This is a genomic window from Streptomyces sp. RKAG293 (assembly GCF_023701745.1).
In the GTDB taxonomy this organism is placed as follows: domain Bacteria; phylum Actinomycetota; class Actinomycetes; order Streptomycetales; family Streptomycetaceae; genus Actinacidiphila.
Genome location: NZ_JAJOZB010000001.1, coordinates 617,639 through 636,941 on the forward strand (window position 1 = coordinate 617,639; position 19,303 = coordinate 636,941).

The 19,303-nt window shown below is 70.8% G+C and carries 18 protein-coding genes; 9 read left to right on the forward strand and 9 right to left on the reverse strand.

Annotation, left to right across the window (positions count from 1 at the left end):
- Nucleotides 1-28: 28 nt before the first annotated feature.
- From LNW72_RS02615 to LNW72_RS02625, 3 genes are read right to left on the reverse strand one after another with little or no spacing between them, the layout of a single operon-like run.
- Nucleotides 29-1,423: an extracellular solute-binding protein gene (locus LNW72_RS02615; RefSeq protein WP_250973809.1), complete on the reverse strand. Its 1,395-nt coding sequence runs from the start codon at nucleotides 1,421-1,423 to the stop codon at nucleotides 29-31.
- Entirely contained in the window at nucleotides 1,420-4,044 is a 2,625-nt protein-coding gene (locus LNW72_RS02620; protein WP_250973810.1) for a VWA domain-containing protein, read from the reverse strand. The genes LNW72_RS02615 and LNW72_RS02620 overlap by 4 nt, the downstream gene beginning before the upstream one ends.
- Before the next feature lie 5 nt (nucleotides 4,045-4,049).
- Nucleotides 4,050-4,511 carry a hypothetical protein gene (locus tag LNW72_RS02625; RefSeq protein WP_250973811.1) on the reverse strand — a complete coding sequence of 154 codons (462 nt, stop codon included), beginning with the start codon at nucleotides 4,509-4,511 and terminating at the stop codon, nucleotides 4,050-4,052.
- 321 nt (nucleotides 4,512-4,832) lie between these two features.
- Between LNW72_RS02625 and LNW72_RS02630 the strand changes: the two genes are divergently transcribed.
- The 6 genes from LNW72_RS02630 (at nucleotide 4,833) to LNW72_RS02660 (ending at nucleotide 9,807) form a co-directional block, all read left to right on the forward strand.
- The gene (locus tag LNW72_RS02630; RefSeq protein ID WP_250973812.1) at nucleotides 4,833-5,957 is read left to right on the forward strand and encodes a M4 family metallopeptidase; all 1,125 of its coding nucleotides are present in this window, start codon (nucleotides 4,833-4,835) and stop codon (nucleotides 5,955-5,957) included.
- Between the two features lie 15 nt (nucleotides 5,958-5,972).
- A complete protein-coding gene (locus tag LNW72_RS02635; protein WP_250973813.1) occupies nucleotides 5,973-7,007 on the forward strand; it encodes a hypothetical protein in 1,035 nt (344 codons plus the stop codon).
- 157 nt (nucleotides 7,008-7,164) lie between these two features.
- A complete protein-coding gene (locus LNW72_RS02640; protein WP_250973814.1) occupies nucleotides 7,165-7,611 on the forward strand; it encodes an SRPBCC domain-containing protein in 447 nt (148 codons plus the stop codon).
- Nucleotides 7,608-7,976 (forward strand): metalloregulator ArsR/SmtB family transcription factor, encoded by a 369-nt coding sequence (locus tag LNW72_RS02645; RefSeq protein WP_250973815.1) that lies wholly within the window; start codon nucleotides 7,608-7,610, stop codon nucleotides 7,974-7,976. The genes LNW72_RS02640 and LNW72_RS02645 overlap by 4 nt, the downstream gene beginning before the upstream one ends.
- Before the next feature lie 182 nt (nucleotides 7,977-8,158).
- Nucleotides 8,159-9,001, forward strand: a complete 843-nt coding sequence (locus LNW72_RS02650; protein WP_250973816.1) for an inositol monophosphatase family protein — start codon at nucleotides 8,159-8,161, stop codon at nucleotides 8,999-9,001.
- Nucleotides 9,002-9,372: 371 nt separating this feature from the next.
- On the forward strand, nucleotides 9,373-9,807 hold the full coding sequence (locus LNW72_RS02660) for a hypothetical protein (RefSeq protein ID WP_250973817.1): 435 nt from the start codon (nucleotides 9,373-9,375) through the stop codon (nucleotides 9,805-9,807).
- Here the strand turns inward: LNW72_RS02660 and LNW72_RS02665 are convergent.
- The 5 genes from LNW72_RS02665 to LNW72_RS02685 form a co-directional block, all read right to left on the reverse strand.
- Complete coding sequence (locus tag LNW72_RS02665; RefSeq protein WP_250973818.1) at nucleotides 9,783-11,246, reverse strand: cytochrome b N-terminal domain-containing protein; 1,464 nt, start codon at nucleotides 11,244-11,246, stop codon at nucleotides 9,783-9,785. The two genes, LNW72_RS02660 and LNW72_RS02665, sit on opposite strands and share 25 nt — an antisense overlap.
- 238 nt (nucleotides 11,247-11,484) lie before the next feature.
- Nucleotides 11,485-12,519, reverse strand: a complete 1,035-nt coding sequence (locus LNW72_RS02670) for an iron-containing redox enzyme family protein (RefSeq protein ID WP_250973819.1) — start codon at nucleotides 12,517-12,519, stop codon at nucleotides 11,485-11,487.
- Nucleotides 12,516-12,773 (reverse strand): CDGSH iron-sulfur domain-containing protein, encoded by a 258-nt coding sequence (locus LNW72_RS02675; RefSeq protein ID WP_250973820.1) that lies wholly within the window; start codon nucleotides 12,771-12,773, stop codon nucleotides 12,516-12,518. The genes LNW72_RS02670 and LNW72_RS02675 overlap by 4 nt, the downstream gene beginning before the upstream one ends.
- Entirely contained in the window at nucleotides 12,757-13,446 is a 690-nt protein-coding gene (locus LNW72_RS02680; protein WP_250973821.1) for a HemK2/MTQ2 family protein methyltransferase, read from the reverse strand. Before LNW72_RS02680 ends, LNW72_RS02675 begins: the two co-directional genes overlap by 17 nt.
- 294 nt (nucleotides 13,447-13,740) lie before the next feature.
- A complete protein-coding gene (locus tag LNW72_RS02685) occupies nucleotides 13,741-14,091 on the reverse strand; it encodes a PRC-barrel domain containing protein (RefSeq protein WP_250973822.1) in 351 nt (116 codons plus the stop codon).
- Between the two features lie 343 nt (nucleotides 14,092-14,434).
- Between LNW72_RS02685 and LNW72_RS02690 the strand changes: the two genes are divergently transcribed.
- The 3 genes from LNW72_RS02690 to LNW72_RS02700 are packed head-to-tail and all read left to right on the forward strand — an operon-like array spanning nucleotide 14,435 to nucleotide 17,842.
- The gene (locus LNW72_RS02690) at nucleotides 14,435-15,733 is read left to right on the forward strand and encodes a PP2C family protein-serine/threonine phosphatase (protein ID WP_374117394.1); all 1,299 of its coding nucleotides are present in this window, start codon (nucleotides 14,435-14,437) and stop codon (nucleotides 15,731-15,733) included.
- Complete coding sequence (locus LNW72_RS02695) at nucleotides 15,730-17,415, forward strand: ATP-binding protein (protein WP_308401872.1); 1,686 nt, start codon at nucleotides 15,730-15,732, stop codon at nucleotides 17,413-17,415. The genes LNW72_RS02690 and LNW72_RS02695 overlap by 4 nt, the downstream gene beginning before the upstream one ends.
- Entirely contained in the window at nucleotides 17,399-17,842 is a 444-nt protein-coding gene (locus LNW72_RS02700) for a response regulator (RefSeq protein WP_250973823.1), read from the forward strand. The genes LNW72_RS02695 and LNW72_RS02700 overlap by 17 nt, the downstream gene beginning before the upstream one ends.
- Before the next feature lie 122 nt (nucleotides 17,843-17,964).
- On the opposite strand, the gene LNW72_RS02705 is transcribed toward LNW72_RS02700, so the two are convergent.
- A complete protein-coding gene (locus tag LNW72_RS02705; protein WP_250973824.1) occupies nucleotides 17,965-19,275 on the reverse strand; it encodes an MFS transporter in 1,311 nt (436 codons plus the stop codon).
- Nucleotides 19,276-19,303: the final 28 nt, after the last annotated feature.

Below are 19,303 nucleotides of genomic sequence, written 5' to 3' on the forward strand. Positions count from 1 at the left end.
AGCGGGCAATCGCCACGGCACGAAGCCGTCAGTGGCCTGACAGCGCGGCCCTCAGCGCGGCGTCGAGCTGGGCGGCGGTCGCATCGACGTCCGGGCGGTCCGCGGTGAGCCAGGCGTGGACGGAGGACTGGAGGATCTGGGTGAACGCGCCGTAGTACGGGGTCCGGGGCCGTTGGACCGCGCCCTGCAGCGCCTGGAGCAGAGTCACCCGGTACGCGGCTCTGTCCTGCGGCGAAGGGGTGCGCGCCGGGTCCTCGCCCGCCGTCGCCGCGCGGTGCAGCGTCTCGGCGACCTTCGGCCAGCAAGGGCGCGCGCTGCCGTCGTAGGCGGAGACGCGGGTGGCGGCGAACCCGGCGTCGAGCAGGCAGCGTTCGCTTTCCGGGGAGGTGAGGAAGTCGATCAGCGCGCGGGCGTGTGCCGCGCGCGGCGAGTCGGCTGTGACGGCAAGGTTCTGGCCGCCCAGGACCGCACTGCCGGGCAGGCGCGTCACGCTGTACGCGGTGGGCGGCAGCAGCGCGGCCAGTGAGCCGTAGCCGTACGGCCAGAAGCGCAGGAAGGCCGTCTGGCCGGCGCCGAACTGGGTGAGGCTGGCGCTCTCGTCCGAGGACCTGGCCGCGGGAAGCACATGCTCCGCGCGGGCGCCGAGTTCGACGAGACCGGCCTTGAGCTGCCGCGGGTCCGCCGTGTAGTGACCCTCCTCGTCGGTGAGGTGGACACCCACCGACTCGAACGCCTCGATGACGTTGACGGTCAGCCCCTCGTACGCGGCGAGCTGGGTGGTCCAGCCGCCGAGGTACCCGCTCTTGCGGGGACCGGAGGGCGGAGCGCCGTCGAGCTCCTCGATGATCGCGCCGAGGGTGGACCACTGCCACGTCGACAGGGCCGGCGGGGACAGGTCCACCCCGGCCTGCCGCAGGTAGTCGGGCCGGTAGAAGAGAAGTCCGACGTCGCTGTTGAACGGTTTGGCGTAGGTACGGCCCTTCCAGTCGGCGGTCTTGGCGACCTGCCCGATGAGGTCCGGGTCTTCGGCCTGGGTCGCGGGGACGGCGCGGATCAGACCGGCCGCCGCGAACTCCGGTATCCAGGTGATGTCCAGGTTCACCACGTCGTAGTGGGCGCTGCCGGACTGCAGCGCGCCGAGCAGCTGGCTGCGCTGCTGGTCGGCGGCGCCCGGCAGTTCGACCAGTTCGGCCTGGAGGTCGGCGGATCCCGCGTGCTGCCGGTTCCACTCCTCTATGAGGTGCTGGCGCACACCGCCGGATCCGGTCACGTCCAGACCTGAGGCGACGACGATCGGACCGCCCGATCCCACCGCGTCGTCGTCGGGTGGCGGTCCGGGCGGTCCTCCGGACGAACAGGCGGCGGCCACGCAGACGAGCAGCGGAAGGAGCGCGGCGAGGACGCGCCGCCCGGTCCGGCTCATTCGGCGTCTCCTGTCCCGGTCTTCGCGACCTCGGCCGGCAGCTCCGTCGCGAGTTCGACGGCAGGGTCCAGGCAGCGGCCGCCGGTGGCCGCCGTGATCCGCTGGTTGAGCGCGACCGCGGTGCAACCGCCGCTGTGCAGCGAGACGGTGACGACGCGGCTGCGCGCTCCGGCCGCCGCGTCCTGGACGAGTGAGGTCAACGCGGCGGGCGGGATGCCCGTCGAGTCCTCGTCGTCCGTGATGAAGACGATCAGCTGGGGCCGGTCGCCGTTCTTCGCCCGGCCGCGCAGTTCGGCCAGCGCCTCGTGCAGCGCGAGGTCCGGTCTGGCGTCCTGGCGGACGGTCGTGGCTCCCGCCACCTTCGCTTCGGCGGCCTTCCGGTCGTGGGTGCCGAACGCCAGCAGTTCGCGATGGTGCGCGCTGCCGTCCTCCACGACGGACCAGATCCCGTACTCGTCCTTCGTCCCCAGCGAGCGCAGCGATCGTGTGAGCAGATCCTTGGCACGGCCCGGCCCGGTCCAGAAACCGTCCATGGACGAGGAGCTGTCGAGCAGATACAGGACACGGCCGGGGCCCAGCGCCTGGCGGTAGCTCTGCAAGGTCGTGTCGAGCGCGGTGCTGGAGACGTCCGGCGCCGTCGACGGCACGAGGTCGGTATGGACGGCACGGGAGTTGGCGGGGTCGGTGAGCAGCGATCCGGGGCCGGGGGTGGCGGGATGCCCCTCGCTCACCCCGCGGTAGCCGTCGCCGGTGAAGAGTTTCTGGGCGTCGGGACCCGTCAGCCAGGTGTAGAGGTCCTGTACCGCCTGGGCCCGCTCGTCGGCGTGCCGGTCGGCGCCCTTCCACATGACGTGGATGAACGGCAGATCGGCCATGGGCAGGTCGGAGGGATAGGTGGCGATCCGCTTCGACAGCGTGGCGGAGGTGCAGGTGGGGTGTCCGGGGTCGGCCGGCCCGAGGTTGAACCGGGCCATGGTCTGCTCGGGGACCAGCACGGCGGCCCGGTCCTCCAGGGCGTTGTTCGTCCCCCGCGCCAAGGCGCACATCAGGTCGTGGGCGGTTGAGGGGGACGGGCTCAGCGCCTGCACCATGCCCTGCTCGATCTCCGCCGGGGACTGTCCGGAGCCGCCGAGCGATGTGTACAGCGCGACCGTGCCGAGCAGTGCGGCGTCGGTGTACTCGGGGTCGGGCCGCAGCAGCGCCGCCTGGGACTGGGGCGCGCGCAGATGTCCGATGATCACGCTGAGCGGGGTGCCGGTCTGGTCGGCGGCCGGCAGCGAGACGGTCCCGGGGACGGCGAGCACCAGCGGGGAGTAGGCGACCGGGCCGAGCCGGTCGAGGGTGGCAGCCTGTTGGCCCGTCTCCTTCGCCCGCTCCCAGCTGCTGCTCGCACCCGGCATCCAGATGTCGGGCTGTGCCCCCAGGTCACGCTGCGGGCGCAGGCAATCGCCGGTGGCCGGACACGTGGCGGGCGGGGACTGCCAGACCGCGGAGTTGCGGAAGGCCGTGACGGCGTCCGTGCCCTTCCCCGCGTACACCGTGATGCCGACCGCCCGGCAGCCCCCGGGCCGCTGGAGGTACGCGTCGACGGCCTTCTGGACGGTGGGCAGCGCGTCCGGGTCGGCGAGCAGTCGCAGTTCCGTCGGGGGCGCGCAGGCAGCGGCCTGACCGGAGGTGAGGGCGTAGACACCACCCGCGGCGGCCAGGGCGAGAGCGGTGAGGAGGACGGCCGCGGTACGGATGAACGCACGGTTCTTCAGCCGGTGCCGTAACCGACCGCCGGACCGGGCAGGCGCCGGGGCCGGCGGCGGTTGCCGAATCGGCGGCGGCGTGGCCGGGGGCACCGTCACCGGGACGTTCGCGGGCGAGGCGTGGGAGAGCACCACATCGTCACCGCGGCGGCGCTCGTCCGGGAGCCAGCGGTGTTCGTCCACCGCGCGGACCGGTTCCATGGCCTCCCGGACGGCGGCCACCAGGCCGGTGAAGGTGACCTTCGGCTGCCCGGGAATGCCGTCGGTCAGCAGCCGGTGCAGTTCACGGGTGAAGGGTGTGCCGTCCGCCGGACTGCCCTCGGGGATCTCCACCCCGGCCTCGGCGGCGGTGAGCACCGCGAAGTTCTGTTCGCCGTCCGGGGTGAAGTCCCGCAGGGCGTTGCCCGCGTAGCAGCAGTCCAGGATGACGACGACCCAGTCGGCCTTGGCGTGGATGAGGGAGCCCATGACGTCGTGCTGCCACGAGATGGCGTCCACGAAGGGGTGCTCGCGGTTCTGGGTGACGCGCGAGCCGCTGACCATCAGGTGCAGGTCCGTACCGTTGCTGCGGACCAGGCCGTGCCCCGCGAAGTAGACCAGCAGCAGCCCCTCGGCCTGATCCCTGGCCTCCGAGAGCGCGGCTCGGAACGCGGTGTGGCCCAACTGCCCCTCGGGCACGATGAGATCATCCGGAGCCAGTACCCCGGTGGCTCCGGCCGTGAGCGCCTGCCGCATCAACTGCACACTGCGCGCGACGGGAAGCAGCGGAGGCAGGTGCTCGTAGGTGTCGACGCCGAGCAGTACGGCGCGGTGCCGTTTTCCGCCGGCCCCAGCGTCGTTCCCCCGGCCGCGCGGATCGTACGGCGGCACAGCGGCTACGCCTCCTCCACCTCGTCGGTCGCACCGGAGGTATCAGGATTCTGGTCGCTGTCCAGGCGGATCTCCCGGCCGGGGCCGAGGTCGCCTCCGTCCAGGGTGACGCGGGGCTCCTCCCGGCGGTCCGCGAGCCGGCGGCGGTTGCGTACCCAGGTCAGCACGGAGCGCCAGGCGCTCTCGGTGACCGGGCGCACGGCCTCGCCGACCACGACCAGGATGATGTCCTGCAGGATCTCGCCCGCCATGGAGTCGCGCTGATCACGGGAGGCTCTTCGCACGACGGTGAACTCGCCCCGGTCACGGGCCTCCTTGAGGGAGGACGACGTGTCCAGCCACTCCTGGAGCGCTTCGAGGTCGAGGTGCCGGTTGTGGGTACCGGTGACGCTGATGCGCAGTTCCGTCCGCTCCGCGCCGCCGGAACCGTCCGCGTCACGGGAACCGTCCGCGATACCGTCTGCCATTGCTGTGCCTCCGTCGGGCGCCGTTGCCCATCACCGCAGTGCCGCTCCCTGCCGAAGTTCCCATCCTTTCACGGGTGTTGGCGCCCGGAGGGGATTGCCGGGGATCCCCGGATTCCGCGGGAGACTGTGCGCGCACCCTACGGAGCGCTACCGTCTGTGGCAGCGGGGATGCGAGGGGGTCGCGGGATGTCGTCCGAGGGACCGGAACCGAGTGCGGAAGCCCCGTCGGACCTGGCCCGCGAGCAGGAGCCGCCGCCAGGCGGGACACCGCGCATCACCCCAGTCTTCTGTTCGTTCGTCCCACCGCACATCCTCGATGCGATGGCCCGGTCCGAGGACCGCGCGCTCGGCGACCTCGCCCGCCGCACCCTGCAGGCGGACGCGGTCGAACGCACCCGCCGCCGCATAGCCACGGTCAGAGGCGCACCGTTCGTCGCCGGTGCGGCCGACTCCGACCGGCCGGTGCGGACGGTGTACGACGCCAGGCACCGCGGGAACCTGCCCGGGCGGGAGGTCCGCGCCGAAGGTGCGAAACCCGGCAAGGACATGACCGCCAACCGCGCTTACGACGGTCTCGGCGCCACCTTCGAGCTGTATCTGCAGGCGTACCAGCGGCATTCGATCAACGATCAGGGCCTGCCGCTGAATGCGACCGTCCACTACCGCCAGGGGTACAACAACGCCTTCTGGAACGGCGAACGGATGGTGATCGGCGACGGCGACGGCGACGTCTTCCTGGACTTCACCCTGCCGCTGGACGTGATCGGCCATGAACTGACCCATGGCGTGACCCAGTACAGCGCGAATCTGTCCTACTTCGGCCAGCCGGGTGCGCTCAACGAGTCGGTGTCCGACGTGTTCGGCTCGCTCGTCAAGCAGTACGCGCTGGGGCAGACAGCGGACCAGGCGGACTGGCTGGTCGGCGCCGGCCTGCTCGGTCCCACCGTCCAAGGTGTCGCCCTGCGCTCGATGAAGGCGCCCGGCACCGCTTACGACGACCCGCGGCTCGGCAGGGACCCGCAGCCGGGCAGCATGGACGACTTCGTGACGACCGGCCGCGACAACGGCGGCGTGCACATCAACTCCGGCATCCCCAACCACGCCTTCCACCTGGTCGCCGAGGCCCTCGGCGGGTACGCGTGGGAGCGCGCCGGGCAGATCTGGTACGACGTGCTCACCGGTGGGGAGCTCTCGTCCGACGCGGACTTCGCCGCGTTCGCCGACCTGACGGTGTCAGCGGCTCTCGCCCGGTACGGCCGGGGCAGCGAGAGCGACGCCGTCATCAAGGCGTGGGCCCAGGTGGGTGTGATCGAGGCCGCCCTCGCCGGGGCCGTCTTCGTCCCGGCCGGCGGATCCCTCGATCATCGCGGTACCGTCCCCGAAACCGTCGGGCACACGCCGCCCGGCCCACCCGTCGGCGACGATGAGGACGAAGACGACGAATGAGACGAACGATCGCCCGTGGGTGACATCGCCAAAGGGGTTCTCGGCGGGGCATGGACGCTGCTGGTGGGGTGGATCCTGCCGACCGCGCTCAACCTGAGCGTCTTCTTCTTCGCCGTCGCGCCCAGCCTGCACAGCGCCGGCCCCGTCGCCCGTCTGTGGCCCACCACCCAGGCCGGCGCGACGCTCCTGCTGCTCGCCACCTCCGTGCTGCTCGGACTCGTCCTCAGCGCTCTGCAGAACCAGCTGTACCGCATTCTGGAGGGCTATCTGCTGTGGCCGGGCGCCGCCTACGACTACGGCTGTGCCCGCCGCCGCCAGGACAAATGGGATCTGCGGGACCGGCTCAAGCTGATGCGGCTGGAACGCCGTGCGGAACAGCACGACGGTGTGCTGCCCGTCATCGCCACCGCGGATCTCGCCCTGCTGCGCGCCAACCCCCGCATCACGCGAGCCGCGCGCAAGGACCGCCGCCGCAGTGGCGTCCAGCGGGCGCTGCTGAGCGAGAGCCTGGCACGCTATCCGATCGACGACGGACAGATCGCCCCCACCCGGCTCGGCAACGCCATCCGCCGTTTCGAGGAGTACGGCTACGACCGGTTCCGGCTCGACACCCAGGTGCTGTGGAACGAGCTCACCGGCACCGCCCCTGAACAGGTCCGCCGACAGGCCGACCTCGCCCGCACCAACGCCGACTTCTTCATCGCGCTGCTGGCCGGCCACGCCGTGGTCGCCGCCGCCGCGGCGGCGGCGCTCGGTTCGGCCCGCGCCGACACTCCGCTGCTGCTGGTCACCGCCATCGTGCTCGGCTGCCTGATCCCGCTGTGGTACCGCTCCACCGTGGTCGCCGTCGACGAATGGGCCGCGGCCGTACGCGCTCTGGTCAACGTCGGCCGCAAACCGCTCGCGGAGTCGCTCGGGCTGGCGCTGCCCTCCGATCTGGAGGCGGAGCGCACCATGTGGGCGCTGGTCACCAAGCTCTCCCGGCTGCCGTACAACGAACGCCGCTCGGCCCTGGACCCGTACCGGAGCGGCGGTGGCCCCGGCTCATGACCGGGCTCCCGCCGACCGGCCGTTGAGTGCGTGGGTGCACCCGGTTCGCGACGACGTCGAGCCGGCGTGCAATCACTGGGTTGCACCTCATGCGATGTCGTGCAACCCTGGAGTTGCAAGTCAATGGCGGCGATGAAGCGATGAACGGAGTCACCTCATGAGCGAGGACCGGATCGAGCGCGAAACCCTGATCTCGGCACCACTGGAGCGCGTCTGGTCGCTGGTGGCGCAACCCGGTTTCTGGGTGGCCGACAAGGCGAGCCTGCCCGGCACCGTGGCCAAGGAAGGCGAGTCGATGGTGGCGAAGAACTCCGAGCACGGCGACTTCCCGGTACGGGTGGAGAAGGTCCAGCCGCCGACGTACCTGGCGTACCGCTGGACCAGCGCGTTCCCCGGCGAGGAACTGCGCGAGGAGAACAGCACCCTGGTGGAGTTCACCCTGACCTCGGAAGGCGACCGGACGCGGCTGCGCGTCGTCGAGAGCGGGTTCGCGACGCTCGCCGGGTCCGAGGACCTGCGCAGCACGAACCACAAGGACCACAGCCAGGGCTGGCCCCTGGAACTCGACGCGCTCAAGAAGCGCGCCGAAGAGCCCTCCGCATGACGGAAGAACCTCCCGGCGCCGCCGAGGTCGTCGACAGCGTCCTCGGCGCGCTGGCCGACCCGACACGGCGGCAGCTGCTCGATCTGCTCGCCGCGCGGGGAGAGGCCACCGCGACGACGCTCGCCGAGCGCCTTCCCGTCTCGCGGCAGGCCGTGGTCAAGCACCTCGCCGTCCTGGACGCCGCCGGGCTGGTCTCCGGCGGCCGGGTCGGACGCGAGGTGCGGTACGCGGTGCGGCCCGCGGCGCTCAACGCGACGGCGCGGTGGATGTCCGCGCTCGCGGCCGACTGGGACCACCGGCTGGCGAACATCAAACGCATCGCCGAGGCGGCGGAACGGGATGCGGATCCGGCACGACCCGACTGAATCCCCTTCGCCGCACCGTCCGAACACCCACCTACCCGGCCGCCCTCGACGCCCTGTTCACGAACCTGACCGAGAGTCGTGGTTCCGGCTGACCGATGACGTCGAGACTCCGCGGCCCTGGGTCGGCGGCCAGGCCCCGTTCCCACCGCGCCGGTGACAGGGCCGCCGGTATTCTGCACGGCGTGATCAACTCCTACGCGAGCCTTGACGACGCCGAAGTCGCGATAGCCGCGGCGCGCGCCGGCGGGGACGTGGTGCGTGACCTGTACGGCCGGCGGCTCTCCCGCGTCGACAAGGGCGGCGGGGACTTCGCCACCGCCGCCGACATCGAGGCCGAGAAGACGATTCTCGGTGTCATCCGGTCCGCTCGACCGGATGACGCGGTGCTGGGCGAGGAGGGCGGGCAGCAGGGTGCCGCCGACGCTGCGCGCCAGTGGTTGGTGGATCCCTTGTGCGGGACGCTGAACTACGCCGTCGGCACCATGGTGGTGGCCGTCAACGTGGCGCTGCGCGACGGTGCGGCGGCGGTGGCCGATCCGTTCAGTGGCGAGGTCTTCTTCACCGGCGGTGCGACGGCCAGGGTGCGGCACGACGGGGCCGATGTGCGGCTGACGCCCACATCCGCCACTCGATTGGTGGACGTCAACCTGGATCCGCCGTTCCCGAGCGCGCCCGGCTTCCGGGCCGTGGACCTGCTGGCCCACGCCGGGTTCGTCGAGCGGTTCCGGCCGCGGGTCGTGTCCACGACGCTGGCGCTGGCCTGGGTCGCGGCCGGCAAGCGTGCCGCGTACGTCACCGATGGCGGCGACCTGTCGGGGAGCGTGCACTTCGCCGCCGGCATCGCTCTGTGCCGGGCCGCCGGTTGTGTGGTCACCGGGATCGACGGCGCCCCGATCGGCGGTGCGGGCCGCGGACTTGTGGTGGCCGCCGACGCCGAGACCCACGGGCTGCTGATGTCGATGATCCGAAGCCGAGCCGGGGATGCCGGGCAGCGTCCCACCGTCCGGCCGGGGGCCGGGTCATGAGTGTCCACCGCACGCCGTCAGGGCCCGGCAGCGCCCCCAACGCCGCTCCGCCTTTCATCGGGCAGGCCGGCGGCCAGACCGAACTGCAGGTATGGCCCGGCGCCTACCACGGATTCGACGGATTGGCACCGCGAGCGGCCGTCAGCCAGGACGCTCGCAACGCCCGCACCCGCTGGCACCATCGCCTCCTCGCGCAGTCCGGCACGAGAACCACGCGGTCAGGGGCGTAACCGGAGGGTGCACGAAGCTCCGGTGGCACGGTTGGACCGAGCGGTTGACCATGGGAGAAGAGCCGGCTGGACGATTCGACTGGATCGGCACGCGAAGGACCCCGGTTCGCAGTCCCGGAACGTCGGACAACGGAGGTTCTGATGACAGCCCAGCCGTCGGGTGGAGTACCCCGCGCCAGCGGACAAACGGACCGCGCCAGGGCGCCGGCAGCGCGAGGGGCGGCGTTCGCCGGGGTGGTCCTGGCGATCAGCGGCGTGCTCGGCATTCTGCAGGGCTCCGCCGCCATCGCGAAGAACGACCCCTACACAGCCGTCGTCAACTACGCCTACGGGTTCAATGTCACCGCCTGGGGCTGGATCCACCTTCTCTTCGGCGCGGCTCTCGTCGTGGTCGGGCTGTGCCTGCTGATGGGGATGTCGTGGGCCAAGGGCGCCGGCGTACTCATCGCGGCCACGACCATGGCGCTGCAGTTCATCTTCCTGCCGTACTACCCGGTATGGGCGCTGGTCGCGATCGCACTGGACGTCCTCGTGCTGTGGGCGCTGCTCGTCTACTCGAACGAAACCGTCGACTGAGCTGTGCGGCCGCGTGGACGGGATCCCGCCGGCCGTAGGTCACTTGAGCCGGGCGGGTCGATGGATGCGGGCTTCCGCCGGTCCTGGACGGGTTCCATGATCTCGATGTAGCCGCCCTCCGGGGTTCTGACGATCCGTCCGGTCTCGCGGCCGTGTGCGGCCTCGTCGCCCGCGCGCTCCAGCAGTCCGAGGCAGAACCAGCGGGTGAGAACGAACGCGAGCACCGGTCCGATCAGAACGGCCACTCGGAAGAACTGGGTGACGTCGTTGAGGGACAGGTGGAAGTGGACGGCGATCTGGTCGTTGGCAGCGGCAGCCCACAGGAGTCCGTAGAAGGCGAGGGCCGCCGCTCCGAACGCCGTGCGGGTCGCCGCGTCGCGGGGGCGGTCCAGCTCGTCGTGCAGCTCCCTGTCACCCGTCAGGCGACGTTCGATCAGCGGGTACGCCGCCAGGAAGGTGAAGAACGCACCGGGGACGATCAGCGCGGGCACCAGCACCGCGAGGGTCAGGGTGCGGCCCGCCACCTCGAACTCCCAGCCCGGCATGAGCCGCACCGCGCCGTCCAGGAAGCCCATGTACCAGTCCGGAACCGCCCCTGCCGTGATCTCTCCCGGACGATAGGGTCCGAGCAGCCAGATCGGGTTGATCTGCGCGAACGCGCCGATCAGCACCAACACCCCGCAGGTTCCGAAGAACAGCGCCGGTCCTGCGGTCACCGGGAGCGGCCCCAGCCACCGGGGACTGCGGGTGGCCGCCGCCGGCAGCCGGGGGTGGCCGTGCCGCCGCACGAGCCGGTGCCGCAGCACGAACAGGCCGGTGATCGCGACCGGCAGCACCACCGCGTGCAGCCAGTAGAAGCGGGGGATGATCGCCTCGCCCGGGAACTCACCGCCGAACAGCCAGAAGGTCAGCCGGGTCCCGATCAGCGGGATCGACTGGAGTATTCCCTGGACGAGCCCGAGGCTGCCACCGGACAGCATGTCGTCCGGCAGGATCGTGCCGGTCAGCCCGGTTGCCATGGCCAGCACGAGCAGCATGACCCAGATCGACCAGAGCGGCAGGCGTGGCCTGCGGAAAGCGCCGGTGAAGAACATCCGCACCAGCTTGAGGCAGATCGCGGCGACGAATATCAGCGTGGCCCAGTGGTGCACCTGCCGCAGCAGGAGGCCGCCGCGCACTTCGAGACTGAGGCGAACGGTCGACGCGTAGGCGTGGCTCACGACCACCCCGTTCAGCGGGCGGTAGGGACCTTCATAGCGACTGCGCGCCATGTCCGGCCGGTAGAACAGGGCCAGCAGAATGCCGGTGACGATCAGCACGACGAAGGTGTAGGCGGCGATCTTGCCGAACAGTGCCGACCAGGGGTCCGCGGGTGTGCGCCGCCTCGACCACCGCCGCGTCGCCCCGGTCGGGGATACCGCAGCGAGCCATCTCGTCACGGTGCGTCCCCCGGCAGGTGTCCGCTTGCCCATGCCAGCGCCCTCCTCGGCCGTCAGCCGGGCGCCGGCCTCCTGGTCGGCAGCGTCGGCTGTTTCATGCCTGCGCTCCTAAGACACCGGAGGACGAAGAAATGTGACACGACGGCCCATGAGAAGTCCTCGAGTTCTCACGGGCCGATGCCGAGGGCGCCGCAGAAGCCCGCCACCGTTCCTGGTGCCGTCTGTTGGGCCCGGGACGTCACGGCGTGGGCAGGACGCTGTTCAACGGCGTTCGCAGGGCACTGCGGTTGCCGCGCCAGGCGTGCAGGAGGTGGGCGCCGAGGCGGTCCTCCAGGAAGGTCGTGCTCTCGACACCGAAGGCGATGTCGGCTTCGAGCCGGGGTTCGTCGGCCAGCAGACCGCCGATCACGTCGCGGCGCACGATCTGTTCGTGGACGGCGTCGGCTTCGACGTGCTCGTCGTAGAACCGTTCCGCGGCCGGTCCCGCTCCCGTTCGGCGCAGCGCCTGTGCCAGGCGGCGGGAGCCCGGTGACGAGGTCACCTCGACGGCGGCGAAGTGCCCCACCAGGGCTCCGCGCAGGCTTCGGTGCAGGCCGAACAGCGACATCTGGTTGACCGTCGCGAGGGCTTCGGCGGGGGCCGCGTCGAGGTAGTGCCCGTATCCGATGTCCAGTGCGAGATCCTCCATGAGATCGGCGTACAGCCGGGCATGGAGGTTCCTCGCGCGGCCTGCGCCGAACTCGTCGAACTCGACGGCGGCCATCGCGGCCTTGGCACGGCCGTACAACCGGGGAAGCACCCAGGCGTGCGGGTCGGCCTCCTTGAGGTGGTACAGGGATCGCAGGGCCGCGTACTCCCGCAGGTTCTCCAGCGAGCCCTCCCGCTGAAGATAGTGGCTGACCCCGGCATCCTCGTCGTCCGCGACGACCGGCTCGACCAGGAGGGCGGCCAGCGCTTCCTCCGCACTGGACACGGAACGGACCTGGGAGCGAAGGGAGTCGAGGAACCGCTCTTCGAGCGAGCGCCGGAACTCCAGGAGTCGCGGGTCCCATTCCCGCTCATCGTCCACGCCCTCGAACCCCTGGTAGTGGAGTTCGTACAGAACGTAGAGGGCGAGTTGGAGATCGTCGCCATACGGATCCGCCGACACGGTCCCCGGACCGACCGGCAGGGGTCGCCCCCCGCCCAACGCCGCGATCACCGCATCGGACAGGTCACCTCGTCCCGCCGGCAGAGCCGGTCGCACACTCCGCGACTCCTGATAGCCGGTCATCGCTCGGCCCCGTCGGCGGCGGGGTCGGCCGCACTCGCTCGGTCGGCCTTCTCGTCCGGCTTGGCGCGGCGCCGGTGGCTGGTGTCGCACCAGGGGTAGGTCCTGCTCCGTCGGCAGGTACAGATCGCCGCGACGAAACGATGTGACGTGGAGACGCTGCCGTCGTCCGCGACGACCTCCACCGGCCCCTCGACCAGGAGCGGCCCTTCCGGGTCGACCGTGATGCGGCGGGGCCGTTCAGGCGTGTTCGGCACGGATGATCACCAGCTCTTCCCTGTCCTGGCCGTCGCCTATCAGTCCCCGTTCACGCAGCCACGGCAACCGGGAACGCACCACCGGCCCGAAAGGCACGAGCGCGCGCTCGCTCACCGTCGCGCGCATGCCCACCCGCGACAAGCGCCGCAAGGTGGCCTCGGTGCCGCACAGATCCGAATGGACCAGGAGCAGCACGCCCTGGGGCCGCACGACAGCGGGTGCCGCGTCACAGATGCGGTCCACGAGGGCCCGGCCGTCGCCCCCCGCGTCCCAGGCGCGCGCCTGTCCGTGCCGGGGCGGGAGCCCGCCGGGAGCGGGCACGTACGGGGGGTTGCTGAGCACGATGTCGTAGGAGCGACGGGACACGGACGCCGTGAGGTCCTCCCGCCGGACCATGACGCGCTGCCGGCAGAGAAAGGCGTTCAGCCGTGCGGTCAGCACCGCACGCCAGGCGATGTCGACAGCCGTGACCCGGCCACCCAACTGTGCGGCCCGCACCGCGAGCGCCCCACTGCCGGTCCCCAGGTCCAGGACGTCGCTGCCGGGACGCATCTCCTCCTGGTCCAGCGCCGCCATCAGGAACTGCGTGTCGTACTGGGGGACGTACACGCCCGGCAGTGTCACCATCCGCGCGGGGGGACCCGGCGCCAGCAGTGGCGTTTCGACGGTCATGAACATCCTCCGCTCAGGGCGACCACGAGAGCGAAAACCAACTCGTGGTCAACTCTCCGCGCACTGATCCAGAACCGCCACGGGAGCCATGACGCTCCGTGACGACGCAGGGCGATCGTGCTACGCCGGGGCTCTTGACCACCGTGCTTCTCGGCTGCCCCACGCGCCACAATGCACACGCCTGACATGGCAGAACGCTGTTCCGCCCATGATGCGAGGGGGCATCGGCACGCGCGGCGGCGGCCCACCGGAAAGGGGAGATCCGGTGGGCCGCCGACGGGCGTGCGCGGTGGGTCAGTCGAGGGGCGAGCCGTAGTAACCGCCGACCTGCTGGTGGTAACCGGCGTCGCCGGGATGCTTGTCCTTGTCGAACTCCGGTGCGTCCTTGATCTCGCCCTTGCTGCGCGCGACGAACACGGTCCTGTTCTCGTGGTCGACGCGCGAGACGGTGCCGGCCGGGAGCAGTACGGACTTTCCGAAGATCCACACACCGGTGTCGACCACCAGGTACGCGGCGCCGACCTCGTCGGAGTGCTTGTCGACCTTGCCGATGTGCCCATCGGTCGCCTCGACCTTGTACCCCGTCACGTCGGCTTCCGCCTGGTAGCCGGAAGTCGCCCCGTAACCCCAGATGTTGTCGCTCATCGTGCGCGTCCTTCCCTTCGCCGTCACGAAAACCCAAAGGTGGGCCAATCGTCAGAAAGCGTCCAGCGCTTCCTGAACAGACGGCTACCCGCCCGAACCCCACTCACACCGGCGCCCGCGGACTTGGCCGGTCGTCGGCATCCGCAGGCATGGGGTCGCCGAGGAAGGGCAGGCGCCTGGGCGGCGGTTGATCACAGGAGCGTCGGATGAGGCGCCGGCGTCCGCCAGGAAGGTCCGCAGGAGGACGTCGCAAATGTTGCCGTAAAGCAACTGTTTGTTCTACTGTCCGGCCGGGACGCACCACGCGGCCCGCGAGCTGGTTGCTCGTGGTGCGAAGGAGACGATAACTGTGGGGAGTACGCGTTCCCTGCCTCCATACGGGCCGTTCGGCACGGTGGCGAGATCACCGCAACCCGAGGTCACCACCGTGTGGGAGAAGACATCCCCCCGTGTCGGCGCGCCCTCGTCGCGGCCGCTGGGAGCCGAGGAGCAGCCGAGGATCCTGTTGATCGAGGACGACCCCGGGGACGCCTTTCTGGTCCAGGACCTGATTTCCGACAGTGACATCACCCCGCAGGTGACATGGGTGCGCACCCTCGCCCAGGGTCGGGCGGAGCTCGCGAACCCGCAGGCGCAGTGCGTCCTGCTGGACCTGCACCTCCCGGACGCCGACGGCCTGGACGCCGTGCGCCAGATTCTGCAGGTGGCTCCCTGGGCGGCGGTGGTGGTGCTGACGGGCTTGGCACAGGAGCGCACCGGTCTGGCGGCGGTTGCGGCGGGAGCACAGGACTACCTGGTCAAGGGCCAGGTGGACGGTGACCTGCTGACCCGCGCGATCCGCTACGCGATTCAGCGCAAGCACACCGAGCTTGCCGCGACCGAGGTGCAGGCCAGTGAGCTGCGCGCCCAGGAGAACGCCCGCCTGGAGCGCGGCCTGCTGCCGATTCCCCTGTTGCGCGACGATCGGGTGCAGGTCAGTGCGCGCTACCGTCCGGGCCGGGCCCAGTCCTTGCTGGGTGGTGACTTCTATGACGTGGTGCAGACTCCGGACGGCACCGTTCACGCTGTGGTGGGGGATGTGTCGGGTCATGGGCCCGATGAGGCCGCCCTGGGTGTGTGTCTGCGCGTGGCGTGGCGGGCTTTTGTGCTGGCGGGGCTGCAGGACGGCGCCCTGCTGGGAATGCTGGAGCAGATCCTGGTCGCCGAGCGGTCGGGCCCGGAGATCTTCGCCACCGTCACCTCGCTGAGGCGCTCGCCCGAGGACGGCTCGCTGAGGATCGTGCGGGCCGGTCATCCTGGCGTGCTGGTGCATTCGCTCGCGGACATCCGGCTGGAGGAGGTCGACGGTGGTCCGGCGCTGGGCATCGTGTCCGGCGGCAGCTGGCCGGTGACGAACCTGGCGGCCCCTCGTGACGGTGCGGTGGTGGCGTTCACCGACGGTCTGATCGAAGGGCGCATCGGGCGGGGGTCACAGCGGCTGGGCGAGGCCGGTCTGCTCGCGCTGGCCCGCAAGCACCTGCACCTCCCGGCCCCCGCGTTCCTCGACACCCTGATATCCGCAGCCGAGGAACTGGCTGCCGACAGCGGAGGACTGGCCGACGACGTCGCCGTCCTCCACCTGAAATGGAGCGGCATCACGTGACATCGCAACGGGCCTCCCTCAACGCGACGGCAGAGCGGGCTTCTTCGGCGTCCGGACCGCCCCTGCTGCCCGAGCGGCCTGGACGCCCGCACCGGCCCCGTCGGTTGAGTGTGCAGGGGTGGATCCTCATCGCCCTGGGCATCATGGCCGCCCTGACGGTGTTCGCCGGCATCATCGGCTCCGCACTCCTGTCACGGACGAGTGCCGCCGCCGACCACCTCGTCAACCAGATCGCTCCCGCCCGCACCGCGGCCGCACAACTGCAGACCGCGCTGCTGGACCAGGAGACCGGGGTGCGCGGCTACCTGCTCACCGGTGACAAGCGTCTGCTGCAACCGGATGCCCAGGGCCGCGCAGCGCAGGTACAGGCAGCCGACCGGCTCACCCGCCTCCTGAACTCCGACTCCCAGGCCATGTCCGACTTGAGCGCCGTCGAGAACGCGGCACGTCAGTGGCGGGTCCACTTCGCCGAACCGGCCCTGAACGCCCCCCTGGGCACGACGGCCCCAGGGGAGGCGGGCAAGGAGTCCTTCGACCGTGTGCGGACGCTGCTGGCCGCCCAGGACGCCTACCTGGGCCATGAACAGGACCGGGGCCGCGCCACGCTGCTGCGCACCCGCGACCAGCGCGATGCGGTGTTCCTCGCGACTCTGGCGCTGTTCCTCGTGACCGGCATCGCGTTGGCGGTGCTGCTGCACCTCGCCGTCGGTCGTCCGCTGACCGCTGTGCGCGTCGCAGCGACGCGTGTCGCGGGCGGGGATCTCTCACACCGCATTCCCCATCAGGGGCCGGCCGATCTGCAGGCCATGGCCCACGCGGTCGAGGCCATGCGCGTGCGGGTGGTCCAGGAGCTGGACGCCTCTCGTCGGCAGGAGACCCAACTGCGACAACAGCGTGCGACGCTCGGCGAACAGGCGGCCGAACTGCGGCGGTCCAACGCCGAGCTGGAGCAGTTCGCCTACGTCGCGTCCCACGATCTGCAGGAGCCGCTGCGCAAGGTGGCATCCTTCTGCCAACTGCTGGAGAAGCGATACGGCGCCCATCTGGACGCGCGCGGGACCCAGTACATCGCCTTCGCTGTCGACGGCGCCAAACGCATGCAGGTCCTGATCAACGACCTGCTCACCTTCTCGCGGGTCGGGCGCACGCAGGAGACGCTGACCGAAGTGGACCAGGACGAAGTGGTCGACCGAGCCCTGCGCAACGTGGCCGCCGCGCTGGAGGACGGTGATGCCACCGTCCACCGGCCCGATGCGCTGCCCGCCGTCACCGGCGACGCGACCTTGCTGACCATGCTGTGGCAGAACCTCATCGGCAACGCCGTCAAGTTCCGCCACCCGGACCGGGCCCCCGCCGTCCACATCACCGCGGTTGCGGATCCGGACGAGCCGGCCATGCGCCGGTTCACGGTCACCGACAACGGCATCGGCATCCCCGCGGAATTCGCCGACAAGGTCTTCGTGATCTTCCAACGTCTGCACGGGCGCGGCGAGTACGAGGGAACCGGCATAGGGCTGTCCCTGTGCAAGAAGATCGTCGAGAACAGCGGCGGCCGGATCTGGATCGACAGCGCCCACACCACCGGCACCCGTATCGCCTTCACCCTGCCCGCCCCCGGCGAGCACCCCGATACGATCACACACCAACCCCGACCGGAGGCCGATCATGCATCCCAGCCCTGAACCCATCGAAGTCCTCCTGGTCGAAGACGACCCGGGCGATGAGCTCATGACGCGGGAGGCCTTCGAGGACAACAAGATCGGCAACACGTTGCACGTGGTCCGCGACGGGCTGGAAGCCCTCGATTTCCTCTACCGCCGCGAGCCGCACACCCAAGCGCCGCGCCCCGATCTGATCCTGCTCGACCTCAACCTGCCCAAATACGACGGACGCCAGGTGCTGGAGCGCATCAAGGCGGACCCCGACCTGAGTCATATTCCGGTCGTGGTGCTGACCACGTCCTCGGCCGAGGAGGACATCCTGCGCAGTTACAAACTGCACGCCAACGCCTACGTGACCAAGCCGGTCGACCTCGACCAGTTCATCACCGCCATCCGCCAGATCGACGACTTCTTCCTGACCGTCGTACGCCTGCCCCCCAACCGCTGACGCCGGCGGTCGCCGATCCGGCAGGTTCCCATGCGGTGCAGATCCTCAAGATCTCGGCGCCGGTGTCCTGGGACATCACCCACGGGTCGATCCGCGAGCAGCCGCCGGGAAGCACGCTGAGCTCAGCCTTGATCGTCACGCTGAAGGCTTTTCCTACGCGCGTCGTGTGCGGCGGGTGGACGTGTGACGGGTGGACGTGTGGCGACGGCCGGCCGACGGGGACCCGCATCGGGCATCTCGGGCTCGTTCAGGGTGCGCAGGAGGAACCAGCCGAGGGCAGGCAGTGCGATCAGCGGTGCGAGGGCGGTCCGCAGGGAGGTGGCGTCGGCGACGGCGCCGATGAGCGGGCCGGCGACACCGCCGATGCTGACGGCCAGGCCCAGGGTGACGCCGCTGGCGGTCCCCACCCGCCGGGGCAGGTAGTCCTGGGCGAGGGTGACGTGCAGGGAGAAGGGTACGTACAGGCCGGCCGAGGTGAGGGCGACGCACCCGTAGAGCAGCGGACCGGGTACGAGGACCACTCCGGCCACGGCCGGCACGGTCAGGGCGTAGGACCACCGGACGACCGGGAGACGGCCGTGGCGGGTGGCGAGCTTCCCGCCGGTGACGGTGCCCACCGCCCCGCCGAGGTAGAGCACGAACAGCGCGGCCGTACCGGAGACCTCTCCCCCGCCGGTGCGCTGGCGCACGAACAGGGAGATGAACGCGCTGAGACCGACGAAGACGATCGAGCGGCACACGATCGCCCCCGTCAACTTCATGAAGGATGCCCAGTCGTCCCGGCCGTCCCAGCCGTCCCCGCCGTCCCCTCCGACGGCTCCGACGGCTCCGACGGCTCCGCTCGCGCGGGTGGCCGCCGGCACTGCGGGGAGGGCCGCGACGGCCCGCAGCGCGGCCGCGCACAGCGCCGCACCGGCGAGGGCCGGCACGACCAGCAGCGGGGAGGCCCGCAGGCCACCGGTGGCGATGACGGCGGCGACCAGCAGCGGCGCGGTGGCGAAGCCGAGGTTGCCGCCGAGGGAGAACCAGCCCATCGCGGTGTGGCTTCCGCGGCTGGCGGTTCGGGCCATGCGGGCGGATTCCGGGTGGTAGGCGGCGATGCCGATTCCGGACACCGAGACGACCGCGAGAGTGAGGGCGTAGGAGCCGCTGACGCCCGCGAGAGCGACTCCGGTGCCGCCCACCAACGTGCTGACCGGCAGCAACCACGGCATGGCCCATTTGTCGGTGAGGGCTCCGAACAGCGGCTGCACGACCGAGGAGAGCAGGGAGACCGCCAGCACGATGCCGGAGGCGGCGGCGTAGGTGTAGGACCGCTCGGAGACGAAGAACGGCACCAGGGCGGCCACCGCGCCCTGGTAGACGTCCACGCAGGCATGCCCCAGGGACAACAGCGCGATGGGCCCGGTGAGGGCGGTTCGTTTCGTTGACACGTCGCCATGGTCGCCAGGGCATGCCCTG

Coding starts and splice junctions, on each gene's coding strand:
- LNW72_RS02615 (WP_250973809.1), bottom strand. CDS start 1,423: ATGAGCCGGACCGGGCGGCGCGTCCTCGCCGCGCTCCTTCCGCTGCTC.
- LNW72_RS02625 (WP_250973811.1), bottom strand. CDS start 4,511: ATGGCAGACGGTATCGCGGACGGTTCCCGTGACGCGGACGGTTCCGGC.
- LNW72_RS02630 (WP_250973812.1), top strand. CDS start 4,833: ATGGCCCGGTCCGAGGACCGCGCGCTCGGCGACCTCGCCCGCCGCACC.
- LNW72_RS02640 (WP_250973814.1), top strand. CDS start 7,165: ATGAGCGAGGACCGGATCGAGCGCGAAACCCTGATCTCGGCACCACTG.
- LNW72_RS02645 (WP_250973815.1), top strand. CDS start 7,608: ATGACGGAAGAACCTCCCGGCGCCGCCGAGGTCGTCGACAGCGTCCTC.
- LNW72_RS02660 (WP_250973817.1), top strand. CDS start 9,373: ATGACAGCCCAGCCGTCGGGTGGAGTACCCCGCGCCAGCGGACAAACG.
- LNW72_RS02670 (WP_250973819.1), bottom strand. CDS start 12,519: ATGACCGGCTATCAGGAGTCGCGGAGTGTGCGACCGGCTCTGCCGGCG.
- LNW72_RS02680 (WP_250973821.1), bottom strand. CDS start 13,446: ATGACCGTCGAAACGCCACTGCTGGCGCCGGGTCCCCCCGCGCGGATG.
- LNW72_RS02685 (WP_250973822.1), bottom strand. CDS start 14,091: ATGAGCGACAACATCTGGGGTTACGGGGCGACTTCCGGCTACCAGGCG.
- LNW72_RS02700 (WP_250973823.1), top strand. CDS start 17,399: ATGCATCCCAGCCCTGAACCCATCGAAGTCCTCCTGGTCGAAGACGAC.